General features: G+C 65.3%; 15 protein-coding genes. 3 read left to right on the forward strand and 12 right to left on the reverse strand.

The window, feature by feature from the left end; all coding sequences use genetic code 11:
* Positions 1 to 52 precede the first annotated feature (52 nt).
* The 10 genes from V6D40_RS08810 to V6D40_RS08855 form a co-directional block, all read right to left on the reverse strand.
* Positions 53 to 1840, reverse strand: a complete 1788-nt coding sequence (locus V6D40_RS08810) for a FadD32-like long-chain-fatty-acid--AMP ligase (RefSeq protein WP_334289989.1) — start codon at positions 1838 to 1840, stop codon at positions 53 to 55.
* Between the two features lie 31 nt (positions 1841 to 1871).
* Positions 1872 to 2843, reverse strand: coding sequence for a cutinase family protein (locus tag V6D40_RS08815; RefSeq protein WP_334289990.1), 972 nt, complete (start codon positions 2841 to 2843; stop codon positions 1872 to 1874).
* Positions 2844 to 2868: 25 nt separating this feature from the next.
* On the reverse strand, positions 2869 to 3363 hold the full coding sequence (locus V6D40_RS08820; protein ID WP_334289991.1) for a hypothetical protein: 495 nt from the start codon (positions 3361 to 3363) through the stop codon (positions 2869 to 2871).
* Entirely contained in the window at positions 3360 to 5294 is a 1935-nt protein-coding gene (locus V6D40_RS08825) for an alpha/beta hydrolase-fold protein (protein WP_334289992.1), read from the reverse strand. The genes V6D40_RS08820 and V6D40_RS08825 overlap by 4 nt, the downstream gene beginning before the upstream one ends.
* Before the next feature lie 129 nt (positions 5295 to 5423).
* Positions 5424 to 6440, reverse strand: coding sequence for an alpha/beta hydrolase (locus V6D40_RS08830; RefSeq protein WP_442891908.1), 1017 nt, complete (start codon positions 6438 to 6440; stop codon positions 5424 to 5426).
* Between the two features lie 79 nt (positions 6441 to 6519).
* A complete protein-coding gene (locus V6D40_RS08835; protein WP_334289993.1) occupies positions 6520 to 8337 on the reverse strand; it encodes a hypothetical protein in 1818 nt (605 codons plus the stop codon).
* A gap of 10 nt (positions 8338 to 8347) precedes the next feature.
* Positions 8348 to 9346, reverse strand: coding sequence for a decaprenyl-phosphate phosphoribosyltransferase (locus tag V6D40_RS08840; RefSeq protein WP_334289994.1), 999 nt, complete (start codon positions 9344 to 9346; stop codon positions 8348 to 8350).
* Positions 9343 to 9846 (reverse strand): phosphatase PAP2 family protein, encoded by a 504-nt coding sequence (locus V6D40_RS08845; RefSeq protein ID WP_334289995.1) that lies wholly within the window; start codon positions 9844 to 9846, stop codon positions 9343 to 9345. Before V6D40_RS08845 ends, V6D40_RS08840 begins: the two co-directional genes overlap by 4 nt.
* Positions 9836 to 11785: a glycosyltransferase gene (locus V6D40_RS08850; protein WP_334289996.1), complete on the reverse strand. Its 1950-nt coding sequence runs from the start codon at positions 11783 to 11785 to the stop codon at positions 9836 to 9838. The genes V6D40_RS08845 and V6D40_RS08850 overlap by 11 nt, the downstream gene beginning before the upstream one ends.
* Before the next feature lie 88 nt (positions 11786 to 11873).
* A complete protein-coding gene (locus V6D40_RS08855; RefSeq protein ID WP_334289997.1) occupies positions 11874 to 12446 on the reverse strand; it encodes a TetR/AcrR family transcriptional regulator in 573 nt (190 codons plus the stop codon).
* Between the two features lie 73 nt (positions 12447 to 12519).
* On the opposite strand from V6D40_RS08855, the gene V6D40_RS08860 reads away from it, so the two are divergent.
* The 3 genes from V6D40_RS08860 to V6D40_RS08870 all read left to right on the forward strand — a co-directional run bounded on the left by V6D40_RS08860 (position 12520) and on the right by V6D40_RS08870 (position 15306).
* On the forward strand, positions 12520 to 13314 hold the full coding sequence (locus tag V6D40_RS08860; protein WP_334289998.1) for a GAP family protein: 795 nt from the start codon (positions 12520 to 12522) through the stop codon (positions 13312 to 13314).
* 21 nt (positions 13315 to 13335) lie between these two features.
* On the forward strand, positions 13336 to 14850 hold the full coding sequence (locus V6D40_RS08865; RefSeq protein WP_334289999.1) for a SulP family inorganic anion transporter: 1515 nt from the start codon (positions 13336 to 13338) through the stop codon (positions 14848 to 14850).
* A gap of 102 nt (positions 14851 to 14952) precedes the next feature.
* Entirely contained in the window at positions 14953 to 15306 is a 354-nt protein-coding gene (locus V6D40_RS08870; protein WP_442891909.1) for a hypothetical protein, read from the forward strand.
* A gap of 4 nt (positions 15307 to 15310) precedes the next feature.
* Here V6D40_RS08870 and V6D40_RS08875 read toward each other — a convergent pair whose 3' ends face one another.
* Positions 15311 to 15949, reverse strand: a complete 639-nt coding sequence (locus tag V6D40_RS08875; protein ID WP_334290000.1) for a 3-oxoacid CoA-transferase subunit B — start codon at positions 15947 to 15949, stop codon at positions 15311 to 15313.
* Positions 15949 to 16692, reverse strand: a complete 744-nt coding sequence (locus V6D40_RS08880; protein WP_334290001.1) for a CoA transferase subunit A — start codon at positions 16690 to 16692, stop codon at positions 15949 to 15951. The genes V6D40_RS08875 and V6D40_RS08880 overlap by 1 nt, the downstream gene beginning before the upstream one ends.
* Positions 16693 to 16744: the final 52 nt, after the last annotated feature.

Below are 16744 nucleotides of genomic sequence, written 5' to 3' on the forward strand. Positions count from 1 at the left end.
TTATCGCCCGCAGGCTTCTATTCGTTATCCCTTTCGCGCGGGGTGCGCGCGTTTAAGCGCCGCGGTTGCGGTAGTTGTTGGCGTTCACGCGGCGGGCAATTTTGCCTGACGACGTCCGCGCGATCCCGTTCGGCTCGTAGAACTCAATGACCTCCGGGGAGATGCCGTGGTTGTTGGTCACCGCCGCGCGGATGGCGTCCTCGGCGGCCTTGTCGTCGGCCGGGTCCTTCTCTTCTGCCCGCTCAACGAGGATGATGAGCTGCTCCACGTCCTCGCCCGGCACCGCGAACGCCGCCACCGAGTCGCGGCGCACGTGGTCGGAGGCCTCCATGACGGTGGCCTCGATGTCCTGCGGGTAGTGGTTGCGGCCCGCGACCACCACAAGGTCTTTCACGCGGCCGGTGATGTAGAGGTGGCCGCCGACCAGCGTTCCGAGGTCGCCCGTGTTCAACCAGCCGTCGGCCGGCAGGTTCTCCTGGCGGGTGGCGCCGATGGTGTTGCGGAAGGTGGCGTTGGTCTCCTCCTCGCGGCCGAGGTAACCGGCGGCCTGGTTCGGGCCGCGCAGCCAGATCTCGCCGATCACGCCCTCCTCGACCTCGTCCTTGGTCTCCGTGTCCACGATGGCAAAGTGCATCCACGGCACCGGCTGGCCGTTGGAGGCGAACGAAACGCCATCCTCGGCCTCCACCGCGCGGCCCTGTGCGAGCGCTTCGCGGTCGAAAGTGGCGAACTTCGGCCGCTGATCGGTCTGCGGGGTGGACACGATGAGCGTCGCCTCCGCCAGGCCGTAGGAGGGCCGCACCGCGCGGCGGTCGAGCTGCATCGGCTCGAACGCTTCCAAGAAGCTCGACACGCTGGATTCGGTGACCGGCTCGGAGCCGACGATCAGCGCGCTTACGTGCGAGAAGTCGTAGTCGCCGGCGGCGTAGCGCGCCGCCAGCTCGAGCGAGAAGTTCGGCGCCACGGTAAAGATGTGCATGTCGTCCGGGTCCTCGCCGCGGCGCGAGAGGCGCTCCAGCCAGCGCGTGGGCTGCTGCACGAAGTCGCGCGGGGCGAAGACCTCGAACTCGTTGCCCAGGATGACAGCCAAGATCGCCAGCACCATGCCCATGTCGTGGTGCAGCGGCAGCCAGGAGACGATGCGCAGCGGCTGCTCCGCGCCCACGCCCTTGTACATCTGCAGCACGTTGGCCACGATCGAGCGGTTGGTCAGCTCAACGCCGGCCGGGTTGCGGGTGGAACCGGAGGTGTACTGCAAAAACGCTATCTGGTCGGCGGTGTCGGCGGTCGGCGGGAGCGGCTCCCACGCGCCCGCGAGCGAATCCGGCAGCGAGTCCACCGCGAGGATGCGGGGGCGCTCGGTGGCCGGCAGCTCAGCAAAGTACGCCCGCACCGCCGGCGCGCCCTGGCGGTTAGTGAGCACGATCTTCGCGCCCGCGTCTTCCAGCACGGCGCGCAGGTGGTGCTCGTGGCCCGGCTCGTTCGGGTCGTAGAGCGGGATCGGCACTTGGCCCGCGTAGAGCGCGCCCATGAACGCGTAGATGTACTCGGGCGAATTACCGGCCAAGATGGCCACGCGGTCGCCCGGGTTGCCCACCTGCATCAGGCGCGCCGCGACAGCCTTCATGCGGGTGTTAACGTCGCGGCGCGAAAGCGGGACGTTGACGCCGTCGGTGTCGGACGAGTAGTCCCAGAAACGGATGTTCACGTCCTCGGCCAAGCCCTGGGCTTCAGCGCCGGTAAACATCAGCTCCGCCAGCGCCGGGATGGTGAACCCTTCCGGAAGCGCGATGTTGCCGTCCTCATCCAAGAAGCGCTGGATGATCATCTTCAGATCCATAGGGGGCTTCCTTTCGCTTAACTGGTGCTTTCTACTGGTGCTGCAGAACAGCGTCGATGGTTGTCGCCGCCCAATCTAGCGTCCAATTCGTCGCGGTAGTGCCGGGAATCACGTCGGGGTTGGAGGCGTAGAGGGCGTGGTTTCCGTTTGCTAACAAAAGATCGGCCGCGCGGTCGATGGCGTTACCCACCGCGTACGGGGCGTCGCACACCGAGTCGTTCGGCGCGCAGATTTCAAAAGCGCGGTCAGCCACCTCGCCGAACTTTCCGGGTCGCGCGCCGGTCATGGTCGCGCCTGGGGTTGCCAGGTCCACCACGCGCTGCAGCGGCTGCATGGTGATCTCGGCGCCTTGGCCTGTGACCTCCACGCCCGGGTTCACGCCCACGCCGTTCTCGCGGCGTCCGTCCGCAATCATCACCGCACCGAGCAGGCGCTCCGGCTCGATCGCGCCTGCGCGCGTGCCGATCGCGTCCGCCGCGTCGCCCACGATCACCGCGCCCTGGGAGAAGCCGGCGATGATGAACTGCGTGGAGCGGCAGTGCTCGGCGACAAACTTCAGCTCGCCGTTGAGCTTTGCCAGGCCCTCGGCGCGAGATTCGTCGTACGGCATCTCCTCGCGCCCGCGCTGGGTCTGGATGTTGCGGAACTGCGCGGTGTACGGGACGGTGAACACGCGGACATCGTCAATGCTGTAGCGCTCCTGCAGCGGGCGCGTGACTGAGAGCATGAGGCTCGCCGGGTTGGCCTGCGGGTTGAACGGGTCGTCGTCGGGCGCCGATTCCCACGTGCCCGGCACTGAGACGACCTCGACGGCGGGGCACCACTCCGGCTCGGCGGGGCGCTCAGGCGTCTGCTCGCTGGTAGCGGGCGCGGTGGCCTCCTCCCCGAGCGGCGGCAGCGGATCCCCGTCCGAGCCCGCGCGCCACTGGTAGATGCCCAGCCCAATCAACGCCAGGATGACGATGACGGCGGCGACGATGAAGACGTTGCGCGATCGGCGCATGCAGGTGCTCCTTCCCGTGCGCGGCTTAGGAGCACAGGTTGTCGCGGGCGGCGGCGGTGATCAGCTCGCCGAGCGCCTCCGGCGTCATGTCGGTGCGCCGCTGCTCCACAAGCTGACCCGCCACCGCGTCGCGGGTGATCATGTCATTCGCGCACACATTAAGGCCCGTTGCTGTGAGTTGATCCTCAACACCCTCGATGTTGAGTCCATTGTTGCTGAGCTGATCCAGAAACGCGCGCTCCTGCGGGCTAAAGTCGCTGGTGACGGCCGGAACTTCCTCGACGTCTCGCGCCGGCTGGTCCTCCGGCCCGCCTGCCCGTGCGGGTGCTTGGGCGGAGGAGCTTTTGCTTGTCGACGTCTCTGTCACCGTCGCCGTACCCCCACTCGAGGTGGTCGGCGCAGTCGTCGCAGGGGTCGTCGCGTCGGAGGCGTCGACGGTGGCGGAGCCGCCGCCGCACGCCGCGAGCGTCAGGGCCGTGCCGACGACAGCTGCGGCGGGGAGGATGCGGGCTCTACTCATCGCTTCCTCTCAATCACCACGCCGTTAATCTGGTCCAGCCGGCCCTTCTGGAAGTCGATGGTCAAGCCGCCGGCCGGGATCTGCTTCATGTCCGAAGTCGGCCAGCCCAGCGAGCCCTGCTCGTAGCCGCGCTTGCCCCACTCGTTGAAGATGTCGCCGTAGTAGATCACGTGGGCGCCGGTTGCCGGCGACCAGTAGATGTTGCCCTTCTCGAACTCCTGGAAGAAGCCGCCGCGGATGGCGATCTCGTTGCCCTTCGGGAAGCCCAGATTACTGGTCGCACCGCCCATCTGGCCGTACTTCTCGCCGATGGCGCCGTAGACCATGAAGTTCTTGCCGTCCGGGTTGCGCGTGAGGTAGCCGCCCTGGAACTTCTGCACGTAACCCTCGCCGACCTTGGTGGCCTCGGCCGCCGGGTACTTCAGCGTTCCGGTTTCGTAACCCTTAGCGCCCCACGCCTTGAACATGTCGCCCGGGATCGCGTACGCGCCGGTGTTCGGTGTCCAGTAGATGGAGCCGTTCTGGAAGTGCACGAAGCGGCCGACCCCGTCCGGCGTCTTCGTCTCGCCGGTGGTTGGGAAACCGAGCCAGCCGGCCGGGCCCTGCAGCGCGTTGTACTTCGCCAGGATGGCGCCGTAGATCGCGTGCGCCCCGGTCTCCGGCGACCAGTAGGCGGTGCCGCCGCGAAAGTCCTGCGCGCGGCCCTTGCCGTTCTCACCGGCCGCGTACTCCTCGTTGACGCACTCGCCGATGATGCCGGACTTGGTGGCCTCGGCGATCGCGCCGATCGGTGCGCACTTCGCGCCCCGGTCGCCCTCCGGCACGTTCAGCGCGTTGGCGATGTACGGCCACGCCTGCGCCATCTCGAACTGCCAGTATTCCCAGGAGTGCACGCCGGACGGGCGGAAGCGCACGATCGGCTTCACGTTGGTGCGGGATGCGTAGTCCACGAACGTTTGGGTAGACAGGCGCGAAATCACTTCCAGGCCCTTGCCGGCCGGGTTCGCGGCGCCGCGGGCGACGGAGTCCGGGCTGCCGAAGTCGTCGCGGCCGGAGCCCGCAGAGACGTACACCGTCATGCCTTCGAGGTTCTCAATACCCAGCTTCGGGTCGTGGTCAACCCACGCCTGGGAGCCGGCCGGGCCCCACATGGCTTCAGAGTTGTACCCGCCAGCGTCGAGCTGCGCCGCCTTGATCGCGGTCGGCATGCCGGACGTGGTGGTGTCTAGGTAGCCGGAGAAGGAGCCGACGAAGTTGAACAGATGCGGGTTGCGCTCAGCCAGGTTGACCGCGGCGGTGCCGCCCATGGAAATACCCGTGACGGCGCGCTTGCCGTTGGAGCGGAAGTTGTTGTTCAAAACCGGCACGAGCTCCTTGGTCAAAAACGTCTCCCACTTGTAGTTCTTGCCGTTGTTGGGCTGCTGCCAGTCGGCGTAGAAGGAGGATTCGCCGCCGACCGGGAGGATCACGTTGACGTTCTTGTCGGCGTAGAACTGCTCGATGTTGGTCTCGATGGTCCAGCCGTTCTCGTCGTCGCGGGCGCGCAGGCCGTCGAGCGCCCACACCTCAGGGAACTTCGCACCCGGGTTGGAGTGCCAGTCGCGCGCGAGCAGGATCTGGACCTGGATGAGCTGCTCCGGCATGGCCTGGGATTTAATAAACACCGCGACGCGGCGCTGGGTGAGCCACTCGATACGGTCGACGGAAACACCCTCCGGCAGGTTCGGGATCTGCGGGTGGCGGTCCACCTCGATCGGTGTGCGCGGCAGCGGGTCGGAGGGTCGGATCGCGTCGGAGAGCCCGTTGGAAGAACCGAACGTGCTGGAAAGATCCGAGGACTGCGCGGCTGCCTGCTGCGCCGGCGCGACGACGGACGCGAGTGTGGCGGCGGCCACGGCGACCTGAAGGAAACGGGGGCGGGAAACGCGCATTAGGGATCAGCCTCTTCTATCGATGACGGGGTCAACGGCGGTCAAGTACTCAAATGTTAAGTTTCACTTGAGACTTTACCCGCGCGACACGCCGGTGACAGATGAGGTTATTGATCCCCGTGTGAACCTCTACCAGGCGTTCATGACGTTCAGCACGCGCGGCCTCGTCGCCTCGAGCTGGCTGCCGAACTGGTCCCAGTTGTGCAGGCCCGTCGGCGTGAACACGGCGGTGTGCTGCACGCCGGTGGCCGTCGCCTTCGCCGACCACAGGCGGGTGGTGAAGTTCGCCACGGTCTCCAGTGCGATGCCGGCGGCGCGGTGCTCCGGGAGGTACTTCGCGTCAGCCGGTCCCGGCGTGCCGGAACCAGCGGAAACGTACACGTCCTTGCCGCGCAGGTTACCCATGTTCAGGAACGGGTCGTTCTCGTAGCGGCGCGGGTTAAAAATAGAGCCCCACATCGCGTTGAGGTTGTACAAACCGCCGTCAAGCAGCGCGATGCGCAGGCCCGTCTGGGCGCCCGGGATAGTGGTGGTCAGGTAGCCGGAGTACGACAGCACCTGGCGGAACTGGTCGGGGTGCAGCGCCGCGAGGTTCACCGCGGCGGTGCCGCCCATAGACAGGCCGAGGATAGAGTTGTTCGTCGGCGAGACACCGAAGTGGTGCTGCAGGTACGGCGGCAGCTCCTTGGTTAAGAAGGTGTCCCACTTGTAGGTGACCGGGTTGTTGAAATCGTAGGTCGCCGGCGCGTTCCAGTCGGTGTAGAAGGAGGATTCGCCGCCGACCGGCATCACGAGCGTGATGTTGTCGTTGACGTAGGTGCGCGCCGCGTTGACGTCGACGAGCCACGCGTTACTGGTCTCCTGCGCGCGCAGGCCGTCAAGCAGGTACAGGCCCGCGTTGCCGCCGTTTTTCGCCGGCTGGATCTGGACCGTGACGTGGCGGTTCATCGCCGGGGACCACACGGTGCAGCGCTGCACCCAGTAGCCGATCCCGTCCCACTCGCATGCGCCGGTGGAGTCTGGGCGCAGCCAGTCGCGGTTTGCCGCAGACGCCTGCGGGGCGGCGGCGAAGCTGCCGACAAACGCCAGCAGAGTAGTCAGCATTGCCACGAGGCCGCGACGAGCGCGCGAGGAAAAAGCGTGCATAGTGAAAAGCCCTCTCAAGAACAGCAAAGTTATCAATCAGTTATCAAACCACGGACGGTGGGGCGATTCAATCGGTCAGCTAGTCGCGGGGCCAAGCAATTTGCTTGCCGACGGGCTTTAATCCCACGTCAGCGCCGTTTCGGATCTGGCGCTTCGTCTGCGCATCCAGGTAGCCAGACGGGTCCTCATTCAGCTCCAAGGTCCGCCCCGGGCCGAGCGAGAAGCGCACATTTTTCCAGAAACGCTCCCAGCTCATCGGCTCCCGGGAGGTGGCCAACAGCTCCCCAATCTCTTCGGTGCGCAGCGCCGCCCGCGCCTGCTTCGCCTCCTCCGCGTCGAACCAGTCCGGCAGCGCGTTTAAGTCAACAGCAGAGTCGGCAACCTGCCACTCAGCTTTCAACTGCTTGTCGTGGCCGACGCGGCCGTCAGGGTCGCGCGGCATGCGCGCCGCCAGCGGGTCGGCGAGCCCCACCGTGTCCAAGATGCGCGCGTCCAGCGGGCTGTTCATGCTGGTCATTCCCAGGTTGATCCAGTACGCGGTGGGAGCCAGGTACTGCAAATCCGAGTTCTGGTACTCCTCGCGCGGGCGCGAGTACCACTTATACAGCAGCGGTTCCCCGGAGATGTAGGCGATAGCGATCTCCCCGTCGTTGTCGCGCAGCGCCTTTTCCATGGTGGTGTCGAAGGTGCGCATCAACGGCGACGACATGAAGTCCTCCGCATACTTCGGCGGATCCCCCTGCTTGCGCCCCACCGCCATGGTCCAGAAATCCCGCTCGTCGACGATCCCAAGCTCACCGTCTTCGTTCAGAAAGCGGTCTGGGTCGTCGCTGGGCTGCTGCACAAGCACGAAGAATGCCCACACCGCGACCGCGGCGCCTAACACCCCTACCAGGCGGTTGTACGGCACGGCCATGACGGGCATGAGCAGCGCGAACAGGGGCAGGAGCAGCATGCGCCCGTGCATGAAGTCGCCGCCGACGCGCAGCACGTAGAGGGTGTGCGCAAGCGCGCAACCGACGATGATCAGGCCCACGGTGCGGCGCCTCCCCTCAGCGCGGCGCACTACGGCGACAAGCGGGAGGAGTGCGATGACAAGCGGGATCCACAGCAGGTACGGGTCGTTGAAGTCGCGCAAGTAGGCCCACCCGCTTGCCCACTCAGCATCGGAAGCGGACTTCGCCACCGCGGTGTGCGGGGTGAGCAGGCCGTAGTACCCCATGCGAAAGAGCTGGTAGGCCGCCGGCAACGGTAGCGCCGCAGCCAAAATACCCGGCGTCTTGCGCGGGGTAAACGCGATCAGCGCGATGCCGGTCACCCCGCCGTAGAGCGCGAACTCGGGGCGCACCAGCCACGACAGACCACACCAGAACGCGAGCAGGTAGCCCGCGGAAGGCTTGGCCCGGCGCGCCGGCGAGGCCCAGTCCACGAGCAGTGCGAACCACACCGCCAGCCAGAACAGCGCCAGCCCCCACTCCAGGCCGGAGGTGGCGAAGTCGCGCGCCGGTGGCAGCGCGAAGTAGATGAGGATGCCGAACGGGATGACGGGCGCTGCCTTTTTCAGCACACCCTGCCAGTACACACTGGACGCGTAGGTGGCGATCGCGGCGGCCAGCACGGTGCAGGTCAAGGCGAGGGTGGTGGCGACGTCTTCAAGCCTGCCCCCCGTCACCCAGGCGAACGCGGTGATCATGTACTGCCACAGCGTCGACGTGTTGGCCTCGATGCGCTCCCCGATGTTGAACACGGGACCGTTGCCGGCGAGCAGGTTGCGCACCGTGCGCAGGACGATCAGGCCGTCGTCGCTGATCCAGCGGCGCGACCACCCGCCCCAGAACGCGATAACGCCCGCTAGAACTGTCGCGGTGGCGGCAGAGATGCGGGCGTGTTGTTGCATTCGTCAGACCTTACCCAGTGAAAGCCGGAACGATGTACACCGCCATGCCGATGCACACCAACCACGCGACAGCGAGCAGCTGCAGCACACGGTCCTCCAGCGCGATCTCGTCCGGCGCGCCGCCGCGCCCACCGTCGACCTCCGCGGCGTAGCGCAGGATCGCGATCACGAACGGAACCATGGAGATCTGATACCAGATCGCGGCGGGGCCCTCGGTGGCGTCGGAAAGCTCGAAGCCCCACAGCGCGTAGAAGATCACCACGGCGGTTGCCGACAGGGTCCACACAAAGCGCAGGTACGTCGCGGTGTAACCCTCGAGCGCCTTGCGGATCTTCGCGCCGGTTTCTTTCGCCAGGATCAGCTCGGCGTAGCGCTTGCCGGAGGCCATGAACAGCGAGCCGAACGCGGCAACCAGGAGGAACCACTGCGACAGCGCGATGCCGGCGGCCACGCCGCCCGCCATCGTGCGCAGCATGAAGCCCGAGGACACCAGCGCGATATCCACCACCGGGATGTGCTTCCAGCCGAAGCAGTAGCCCAGCTGCAGCCCAATGTAGATGGCGATGACCGTGGCCAACGCCGCCCCGTCCGTGGCGAGGAACGACAATCCCAGCGCCAGCGCGATCAGGACCAGCGCCATCGCGTACGCCAGGTTGATCGGCAGCATGCCGGAGGCGATCGGGCGGAAGCGCTTGGTGGGATGCTCGCGGTCAGACTCGACATCGCGGGCGTCGTTAATCAGGTAGATCGAGGACGCGCCGAAGCAGAACACGATGAACGCGAGGGCGATGTCCAGCACCGTGCGGGCGGTAAACGCGTCGAGGCCGGCGGCGAGCGGCGCCGCGAGAACAAGGACGTTTTTCACCCACTGCTTCGGGCGCAGGCCTTTCACCATCGCGTCGGGCAGGTTCTTCGGCGGGGTCTTTGTCACCAACACGTCGACCCCGGCGGTGTGCGGCTCGGGCCGGATCAGGGGCTCTTTGTATACCGCGTCGTTCGCGTCGCTCATCGGGTTCGCCTTTCCGCTTCGAGCGCGGCCTTGCCCACGGCGGCGCCGAGCGCTGCGCCGGCAAGCGTGTCGGTGGGATAGTGCACGCCAAGCACGTTGCGCGAGGCCATCATGACCGGCACCAGCGCCCACGGCCACTTTTTCCCCGCGATCTCGCTGAGCACCACCGCGGCCGCGCCGGTGTTGGTGGCGTGCGAGGAGGGAAACGACAGCTGCGACGGTGTTTTCACGCCGATTGCAATGCGCTCATCCGTCGGGCGCGGGCGGCGCACGATGCGCTTGAGCACCACCGACGCCGCGTGGGCAGCAAAGGTGCCGGCGCCCAGCGCCACCCACAGGCGGCGGCGCTTTGTGTCAGCAGCTGCGCCGGCGGCGGCAACCGCCATCCAGCCCAAGTCGTGCTCGCCGAAGTGGCTCAAGGTGCGCGCCGCTTTGAGCGCGGCGGGCGAGCCGACCGCGTCCTGCAGGGCGACCAGGAGGTCGGCTTCTCTACTGCTCATTAAAGATCTTCCCCCAGTTCTCCTGGCTGGTCAGCTCGCCGCGCGCGTCGCGGTAGGAGCGCTTCAGCTCCGGCCAGCGGCGCTTGATCTCCGCTTGGAGGTCCTTGGTTTCTTGCAGCAGGTCGCTCGCAAGCTGCTTGTCCCTCTTGCGGAACGCCACGCCCGTGCCGCCGGCGGTGGACACTGTGGCCGAATCAACGCGGGCGAGTGTGAACCAGCGGGCCTCATCCGCGGTCAGGTTCAGCTGCGGCGCTTCCCAGTGGGTGCGGTCCTCGGCCTTACGCTGGTGCAGCAGTGCCTTCGCGGCCCAGGGGAGTTTCTTGATCTTGGCCAGGCGGCCACCGATGTTGCGGGTGGGCACGCCCGGCGCGCCGGTGGGTGCGGGCAGCTCGGTGGCGCTGGGCAGCACCTGCGCGTCGGCGTACTGCTTCCGAATCTCCTGGATGCGCGGCAGCGAGGATTCGAGGATGTCGAAGAGCTGGTCCGGGCCGGCGAGGAAGTCCTTCATGGCCTCGACCTGGATCGCCATGGTGGAGTACTCCATGCACATGATGTGCTTGTGGGTGGACTTCATCATGTTCTTCAGCATCGCGTCCGGGTTGTCGGGCCCGTAGATCGCGGCGACAATCAGACGGTTGCGCATGTGGAAGTACGCCTGCCAGTCAATCGCGTCGTCCTTGTCCGCCCAGGCCATGTGCCAGATCGCAACCCCCGGCCAGGTCACGGTGGGGAACCCCGCCTCCTTGGCGCGCAGGGCGTACTCGTTGTCGTCCCACTTGATAAACAGCGGCAGGGGCAACCCCATGCGCTCAGCGACGACGCGCGGGAAGAGGTTCATCCACCAGCCGTTGTAATCCACGTCGACGCGGCGGTGCAGTGCACGCGAGGTGGTCTTGCGCGGGTCCATCTGCTCCTCGGGCGTGCCCACGTACCCCAGCGGGTACTTGGCAAAGTCGTGGTCGTACACGGCGTGCTCGGCAGCGCGGAACATGAAGATGTCGGGGTCAACGGCCTCACCGGTGGTGCGCAGCTGGCTGCGGTCTTGCAGGTTCAGCATCTGCCCGCCGACCAAAATCGGCTGCTTGGCGTAGCGCGCCGCCTGCACCGCGCGCACGATCGAGTCCGGCTCGATGGCAATGTCGTCGTCCATGTAGAGAATGAACGGCGCATCAGTCGAGTTCAGCGCTTCGTACATGATGCGGGAGTAGCCGCCGGAGCCACCGAGGTTGCCCTGGCTGAAGATCCGCAGTTTGCCGCCGAGTGCGGCTTCGGCTGCAGCAAAGTCCGGTTCGTCGGCCGGGTGCTGGTTGCCTTGGTCCGGCATGAGCACATGGCTTATCGACGCCACCACAAACCCATCCTCCGCCAACGCGTGCAACGCGTTGACTGCATCCCGCGGGCGGTTAAACGTCGGGATGCCCACGGCAACTTCTTTGGGTTGGGGTGGGATAACGGTGCCGTCGGCAAGCACCTGCTCCTTCGGCTCCTGCGCGGCGCACCACGCGGCGTTTGAGATGCGCGTGTCCTCTTCCGCGGTGACGTCGAACCAGAGCCAGCCGCCGTCTTCGAAGTTGGCGAGCTTCAGCTCGATCTCTGTGCGGCCGGTCGCCTCGACGTTGGTCACGGCGATGCGCGTGCCGTCGTGCTTGGAGCGGTAGACCGAGATCGTGGCGCGGCCCTCGACGTCCATGGCGAGGACCACGCTGTCCAGCTGCGACCAGCGGCGCCAGTAGCTCGCCGGGAACGCGTTGAAGTAGGTCTCGAAGCTGACCTCGTTGCCCGCCGGCACCTCGAAGCTGGTGCGGTCGGACCAGCGCAGCCGCTGCTTGTTCTGCTCCTGCTCGATGAGGTACAGCATGCGCACGTCGTGCGGCTCGCCCTTTTTCGGCATAAGCACGCGCGCGAGGGTGTCCACCGCGAGGGTCTTCGTTGTCTCCACAGCTCTCACTTTCTGTTGTGGGCAGTCGGAATCCAAGCGTAATCGCTCTGCAGGTGTTTCCTTGGTGTGGCTCGCGGCTCAGCGGGGGTTAGCCGGCGAAGAGGAGGCGCAGGCCCTCACGGAGGTCGGCCAGGATGCGGTCGACCTCCGCTTCGGGAACCCGCAGGTTGTCCAGAGTGAGACCGTTGATCAGCGCGGTAACTAGGCGCGCCTTGGGCTTTGCATCCTCGTCAGCGCCGAGCGCAGCGACAACGCTGCTCTGAAAGTCTTCGAGGACCTCGGTATAGAGCTTCGCAATCCAGTCCCGGGTCGCAGAGGCGGAGCCGTACGTGACCCAGATTGCGGCGTCTTCGGAACGCACCCCTCCGATCGGGAGAAGCTCCGCAAGCCTCGCCACCCAGGTTTCGAGCTCGTCTCCCCTTTCAGGAACTGCCGCTACCCGTTCGCTCTGACGCTGGATGGAGCGGATAAACGCGTGCGCAAGCAAGGTGTCCTTGTTCGGAGCATGATATTGCACCGAACCGGCGGCGAACCCGGATTCCTTCGCCACCTCCCGCACGCTCACCGCATCGAGGCCGCGCGACGCAATGATGCGGATAGTGGCGTCGGCAATTGCCGCGGCCGATTCTGAAAACTGATGGTCCAGGGAAAAGTCATTCATGGTTGCACCCCAGTCTAGATTCTCGTACGTTCGTAAGTCGTAGTACGTTCGTACGAGAGATCCGGAGATCCCCATGAGTTCGGTCATCCCCGTTGTTGGCTTGGCGCTGCTCGACAGCCTGAGCCTGGGCACCCTTGTTATCCCTCTCGCGCTCATCGTCCACTGGCGCGCCGTTAAAGTGCCGGCACTTACCGCGTATTTGATCACCGTCGCGGCGGTCTACTTCCTCCTCGGGCTGGGGATACTCCTCGGGTTCGCAGGACTGGGCTCGGTCGCCGAACGGGTCACGCAGACCGATGTCTTCCCCTGGATCACGTTGATACTGGGCGCGGCCCTTGCGATCTTCGGCATCTTCGCCCCCAACCCCAAGAAGCCCGAACCCGGGCAGCTGCCGAAACGCGCAGCCGGAGCCACAAGCAGTCTGCCAAGTATGGTCGCCTTAGGCCTCGGCGCATCACTTACCGAGGCGGCGACGATGCTGCCGTACATCGCAGCGATGGGCATCATCGGCAGCTGGGAAATCCCCTCCGCGGCAAAGGCTGGGTCCGTGGGCATTTACTGCCTCATTATGATCATGCCAACCGTCATCCTCGCTACCTTCGCGCTGCTCTTCGGCCAAAAGGTTTTCCCGCGGCTCGAGCGCCTCATCCCCCGCCTCGAGTACGAGACAAAAAGTGACGCTTCTCTGGATCGCCGCCATCGTCGGCATCTACATGGTGGCGAACAGCGTGGCGACGATCCGCGGCGACCTCCCCGCCTCGTAATGAGGACTGTTTTCGCGCGGCGGCTGCATTGGCGCTCGCCTCCCCGGAGCCGTTACGGTAGCTACGGTTTCCACCCCTCACCTCCTCGAGGGGAAATCATCTAACGCATTGAAAACGGTATACATATGGCTACCCCTCACACTGAGACCACTCGCGAACCGCTCGCCCCGACGGGCGTTGTGGAATCCTTCCGCTACGCATTTTCGTCCCCGGCGCGGCTTCGTCGTGAAGTACTCGCCGGGCTCACCGTCGCACTGGCACTTATCCCCGAGGCCATTGCGTTTTCGATCCTCGCCGGGGTCGACCCGGCCCTCGGCCTGTTCGCCTCCGTGATCATGGCCATCGCCATCGCGTTCACCGGCGGTCGCCCCGCTATGATCACTGCCGCCACTGGAGCCGTCGCGCTCGTTATTGCCCCGGTCGCCCGGGAATACGGTCTTGACTATTTCATCGCCACGGTCATCCTCGCCGGCGTGTTTCAGATCGTGCTCGGAGCCCTCGGCGTGGCCAAACTGCAGCGCTTCATCCCGCGCTCGGTGATGATCGGCTTTGTCAATGCGCTTGGCATCCTCATCTTCTCCGCGCAGCTTGAGCACCTGATCAACGTTCCATGGCCGGTCTACCCGCTCGTCGCAGCCGGCATCGCGATCATTATCTTCTGGCCGAAAATCACCGGCGCGATCCCAGCACCGCTGATCACGATCATCTTGCTTACCGGCGTCGTCGTCGCTGGAGGCATCAGCGTGCCGACGGTCTCCGACATGGGGGAACTGCCGACATCGCTGCCCGGCCTCTTCATCCCCGACGTGCCGCTGACGCTGGAAACCCTGCGCATCATTGGCCCGTACGCGCTCGGCATGGCAGTCGTGGGCCTCATGGAGTCGCTCATGACCGCAAAGCTTGTCGACGACATCACCGACTCCCACTCCAACAAAACCCGCGAATCCTGGGGCCAAGGGGTGGCCAACATCGCCTCCGGCCTGTTCGGCGGCATGGGCGGATGCGCGATGATCGGGCAAACCATGATCAACGTGAAGGAGTCCGGCGCCCGCACCCGCCTGTCGACCCTGCTCGCCGGCGTGTTTCTGCTCGTGTTGATCCTGCTCCTCGGCGACATCGTCGGCATCATCCCGATGGCCGCGCTCGTGGCGATCATGATCATGGTTTCCGTGGGCACCATAGATTGGCACTCCGTCCACCCGCGGACCCTGAAACTCATGCCGGCATCCGAGACCATTGTCATGTTGGTCACGGTCGTCGCCACGCTTGCAACGAGCAACCTCGCTGTCGGCGTGGTCCTCGGTGTCCTCACGGCGATGATCGCATTTGCCCGCCGAGTTGCGCACATCACTCACGTTGAGCGTATCGAGGGGCCCGGCCCCGCTACCAACACCTACCGCATCCACGGCCAACTGTTCTGGGCGTCCAGCAACGACTTGGTCTACGCCTTCGACTACGCCGATAGCGCCGACCACATCATCATTGACCTTTCCACCGCCGAGATCTGGGATGCTTCGACGGTGGCGACGCTGGATGCCATCACCCACAAATTCGAGGAACGGGGCAAGACGGTCACCATTAGCGGATTGCACGGGCCGAGCAAGGATAGAGTCGACCGTCTTACGGGCCAGCTCTCGTAGGTTCTGGCTGCTAGTAGATCTGGGTTGGCGTTTTAAAAGCCCTCTGCTTGGCGTTTTGAAAACGGATTGCTTGGCGTTTGGGAAATTGGCTGAAGGCGGAGAGTGAAGGAACACATCGACACCGTCGAAAATGGCGTGAAAGATGTCCGTCGTCGCCTCGGCGGACTTGTCCACGCACCGTCACTCGCTGATCTCTCCCAGGTCGATCGAACTTTTCTCGTCGCAATGTCCCAAGATGATGGGCCATCACGCATCGGGGATGTGGCTGAGCGCCTCGGTGTGGACGCCCAGTACGCCGGTAAGTACCGGCGCCGCCTCATCGACGCGGAAATGATCCAGCCGGCAGGCTACGGGTTCATCGACTTCGAGCTTCCCTACATGCGCGAGTACTTACGTTCCCACCCCGCATCGGACACAATGGAGCAATTTTCGATGTGGCCCGAGGAAGAATCCTAGGGACCTAAACAGCAACCTCGAACGGCGCCTCGGTGGCCTCGCGAACGGTGTCGACCGTCTCACCCGGCGCGACCTCTACAAGCGTGAGGCCTTGCTTCTCATCCACCGTGAACACGGCGAGGTTGGTGATGATGAGGTCGACACACTTGGCGCCGGTGAGCGGGAGGCGGCACTCGGACAGCACCTTGGAGTCGCCGTGCTTGTTCACGTGCTCCATGAGCAGGATGACCTTCTTCGCGCCGTGAACCAAGTCCATCGCGCCGCCCATGCCCTTGACCATCTTGCCGGGGATCATCCAGTTGGCCAGGTCGCCGAACTGGGAGACTTCCATCGCGCCGAGGACGGCGACGTCGATCGCACGGGAGCGGATCATGCCGAAGCTGGTGGAGGAGGAGAAGAACGAACCGCCCGGGGCGACCGTGATGGTCTCCTTGCCGGCGTTGATCAGCTCGGGGTCGACCGCGTCGTCTTTCGGGTAGGGGCCGACACCCAGGATGCCGTTCTCGGAGTGGAGGACCACCTCAATATCGTCCGGGAGGAAGCCCGGGATGAGCGTCGGCATGCCGATACCCAGGTTGACGTACTGGCCGTTCTCCAGCTCCTGTGCGGCGCGCGCCGCCATTTCTTCGCGTGTCCAAGCCATTACTCGCTCACCGTCCTGAATTCGATACCGGTCTCCTGCGGGCCAACTTCCACCACGCGGTCGACGTAAATGCCGGGCAGGTCCACCTCGTGCGCCGGGATCTCGTCCACGACTTCCTCGGCTTGGACGATGGTGACCTTGCCGCACACCGCGGCGTCCGGGTTGAAGTTCTGCGCAGTCTTGGAAAAGACCAGGTTGCCGAAGCGGTCCGCGCGGTGCGCGTGCACGAACGCGAAGTCCGGCGTCAGCGCGGTTTCCATCACGTACTGCTCGCCGTCGAACTCGCGCAGCTCTTTCGGCTTGGAGTACTCCGCGATCGTGCCGTCCGGGTTGTAGCGGGTGGGGATCTCGCCGGTGGCCAGCGGGGTGCCTACGCCGGCCTTGGTGTAGAACGCCGGGATGCCCGCGCCGCCGGCGCGCATGCGCTCGGCCAGGGTGCCCTGCGGGGTGAACTCCACGGTCAGCTCGCCCTCGAGGTACTGGCGCGCGTACTCCTTGTTCGTGCCCAGGTAGGAGCCGATGGAGCGGGAGATGCGCTTGTCTTGAAGGAGCAGACCCAGACCGAAACCGTCGGTGCCCAAGTTGTTCGAAATGATCGTGAGGTCGCCGGCACCTTGGGCGCGCAGCGCTTCGATGAGCCGGGCCGGGATGCCGACAAGGCCGAATCCGCCGACGGCGATGGATGCACCGTCGTGGATATCGGCGACAGCCTCATCCGCCGTTGAAACCACCTTGTTAATCATGTGTGCATGGTAACTGCCGTTCGGATATTGCACAAGGGTTCACAAAGCGAAC

The sequence above is a fragment of the Corynebacterium sp. Marseille-Q4381 genome (assembly GCF_036881695.1).
Lineage (GTDB): Bacteria > Actinomycetota > Actinomycetes > Mycobacteriales > Mycobacteriaceae > Corynebacterium.